Source organism: Persicitalea sp. (genome assembly GCF_041751555.1).
Lineage (GTDB): Bacteria > Bacteroidota > Bacteroidia > Cytophagales > Spirosomataceae > Persicitalea.
Genome location: NZ_JBGSXF010000728.1, coordinates 1 through 3,201 on the forward strand (window position 1 = coordinate 1; position 3,201 = coordinate 3,201).

3 protein-coding genes are annotated in these 3,201 nt (G+C 52.2%); 2 read left to right on the top strand and 1 reads right to left on the bottom strand.

All coding sequences use genetic code 11. The features are described 5' to 3' along the window. The coding region (locus tag ACEW8P_RS25550) for a hypothetical protein (protein WP_373515892.1) at window positions 1-1,604 on the top strand (1,604 nt) is incomplete at its 5' end. A 62-nt stretch (window positions 1,605-1,666) separates the two neighbouring features. On the opposite strand, the gene ACEW8P_RS25555 is transcribed toward ACEW8P_RS25550, so the two are convergent. Next, complete coding sequence (locus ACEW8P_RS25555) at window positions 1,667-2,233, bottom strand: Uma2 family endonuclease (RefSeq protein WP_373515893.1); 567 nt, start codon at window positions 2,231-2,233, stop codon at window positions 1,667-1,669. A 307-nt stretch (window positions 2,234-2,540) separates the two neighbouring features. Between ACEW8P_RS25555 and ACEW8P_RS25560 the strand changes: the two genes are divergently transcribed. Continuing rightward, window positions 2,541-3,041 (top strand): DUF4440 domain-containing protein, encoded by a 501-nt coding sequence (locus ACEW8P_RS25560; protein ID WP_373515894.1) that lies wholly within the window; start codon window positions 2,541-2,543, stop codon window positions 3,039-3,041. The last annotated feature ends 160 nt before the right edge of the window (window positions 3,042-3,201 follow it).

The window sequence follows — 3,201 nt, forward strand, 5'->3', positions numbered from 1 at the left end:
TGGGAATGACCAATCTTCAGAATTTCAGTACCTACTTCACCGAGGAATTCCAGGTCAATCCCACTCAGTTCCGTAAACATTACACCGAGTCGGAGATCTCAGTTATCCATCCACCCCAACGCCCGGCGGTTCGCCCCGCCCGCCATCGGATATACGCCGCCCTCGTTGCTATGGCTCTACTTCTTATCGGGGCGGGCTGTTATCAGTGGTTCAAAATCAATTCCGAGGCTATCAATCCAGAGAATAGTTCGCTGGCCGTGCTGCCGTTTACCAATCTGGGAAATGCCGATAGTAATCCGGCCTGTGAGTCGATTATGGATGATATATACACATCGGCGTCGCTTATCAATAACCTGAACGTCATTGCGCGCTCATCGTCCGACCGATTTAAAGACGCCGGGAAAGGCATCCTGCAAATTGGCGAAGAACTCCGGGTAGCCAATGTGCTGAAAGGTAGTTTTCTGCGGACCGATAACCAGGTTCAGATCAAGATCGACCTAGTCAGCACCCAAAAAGGCGGACGCTCCTGGACGAAGAACTACAACGCGGCCTACAAAGACATCTTCCAACTCACCGACCAGATCGCAACCGACGTAGCCCGGCAACTCGAACGGACGAGGGGCGTTTCGGCCTCCGAAAAGCTGCAGCTCGCTCGTACGCAAAACATCGAAGCGTACAACGCCTTTTTGCAGGGAAGGCAACTGATGAATACCCGCACTCACACGGATCTTTTGTCGAGTATCGTCCTCTTCGAGCGGGCCATCGCGCTCGACTCGACCTTTGCCGAAGCCTATGCCTTCCAGGCAGCCGCCCACTTGCTGTTGTCAGGTCCGAACGAAGCCGAAGCGCGGGAGCAGCATCGGTTGACGGAGCAAATCGCGCTAAACGCCATCCGCCTCGACCCGACCAATTGCACGGCCTACGCGGTGCTGGGTGAACTGTATCATATCACCCAGCAGTGGCAGGCTTCCGAGACCGCCTTTCGGATTGCGCTGCAACATAACCCGAACGACGCCCAGGCTAACTATTGGTACAGTCTGTTGCTGCGGTCGGTGGGAAGGGTCGATGAAGCCCTGGCGTACAGCACCCGCGCCGTGACACTCGACCCGCTCTATCCCGTGATTCTGGCCGGACATATCCTCAATTGCGTGTATGCCGGGCAGTTCGAGTTAGCCAAGGAAAACATGGAAAGCGGACGGGCACTTTTCAACAATTCGTCTGCTTATCATATGGTGAAAGCACACTACAGCATGAGCCAGGCCGACTTCGCCCAGGCGATTGCCGACTTTGAGCGGGCGATGGAATTGAATAGCGATGACAAAGGTCTCGCCCCTTTGCTGATGTACTGCGAAGCCAAACGGGGAAACCGCCAAAAAGCGGACGCTTTTATTCAAGGACTAGTTGGCACCAGTCCCTGGGCAAATTACCAGCGGGCGGTGGTGTACGCCGGGTTGAGTAAGGCTGATAGTTCGCTTTACTATCTTAAAAAAGCCGCCGATGGCGGCTACTACTTCCGCGACACCAAGGTAAATCAGGTATTTGAACTCTACCATTCGAGCTTGACCTTCCGCGCTGTGCTTCGTCGCTATAATCTGGCTGACTGAGTCGCTGTAATTTACTCGAAATATCCCTCGTGCGACATGCTTAGACGCGATAAATCGCGTCTCTACACGAACAGGTCGGCTACTGTAAATTCGAAATCGGGAATAACGGGTGCGGCGGTGATGTTTTGCTGGCCTTTGAAAATAGTCCATTCGTCGGGGCTGGTGTAGGCGTAGATTTTCTGTCGCTTCGGCACAATGTACCACAGCAACTGAGCTCCACCGTCGAAGTAATCCTGGATTTTGTCCAGTACATCTTGATGTGATTCAGAATCGGACAGGATTTCGATGGCGAACAAAGTATTAGCGCGTTCACCCCGCCGCATGGCCTGCCGCTGTTCGGCGGTGAAGTACGTCAAGTCGGGGATGCGCTTGCGCGTATTATCGACGTACGAATCCAGTTCGGGATACAGAATGTGGTTTTGCTGGTATTGAGCCGTTTGGATAAACCGGCGTACCAGAAAGTCGACAATTTCAATTTCGTTTTGCTTCATGGATTTAGGAATGATTCGCCCCCGGACGAATTCGAAGTTTCCGTCGTTGCCGGGCTGCTGCTGCCATTCCTCAAACTCCGCGACGGTTTTCAGGTCGGTCGGCAGGGTGCGATCGGTCGATAAGGTTGCAGTCGTCATGCGTTTTTGGCTGAGTGATTGAATCAAAAATACGAAAATCAATCGGGAAAACTACTTTCGACCTCCCCCTCCCCGAATCGGCTCTCTCCCGGCTGAAAAAGCCCCTCGTGACACAATACACGAAGTTTTGACACAATACACGAAGTTTTGGCACAATACACGAAGTTTTTGACACAATAGCAGAAGTCTTTCCTTCCCTCTTTCCAGACCTTTGTGCCAGTCCAGATAAGTTGTTTTCTATTAAAGATTTACCTGCTGGAATTATTTGTCTACTGGCTGACTCGCTGTCTCCAAAAACCCAAGCCTTATGAGAACAAACCTTCTATCCTTACGCCTGTTGATTGCGGTCGCCCTCCTCTTTGGTTTGGCGGGCTGTGGTACGGCCCCCAAAGAAACCGCGTCTGTTCCCGAAGCGACGGGCCAGTTGGATCTGGCGAAAATTCGCACGGAAATTCAGTCTCTGGAAACCGATTTTGGGAAGGCCACCACCAATAACGACCTCGACGCGCTACTGGAGTACTATGCCGACGATGCCATCTCGATGGCCAATGATGCGCCCATGCTGGTGGGGAAAGAAGCCATCGGCGAACACTATAAGAAATACGTGATGGGCGGGAAGAAAACCCGCATCTACCAAACTATAGATGTTTTCACGGAAGGAAACTTGGTGGTGGAAACGGGGAAATCGACGGTGACGGATCCGAGCGGCAAAGTCAGCACGGGTAAGTACATGGCTCTGTACGAAAAGCGCAACGGGCACTACGTCTGTCTGCGGGAAATGTACAACAACGATGAACCGACGCGGTGAAAAACGCTCTATTTCAAGCGGATGCAACAATAAACTAAGTCCGTGCTACAATGAGCAACGCCTTTGATAGAATGGGCTAAATGCTGTCAAAGCCAACCCGCGACCTTTGTAGAGTTCGCTGGCAGTCAAACCACGAATGCTTTCAATCACACATTTCTCC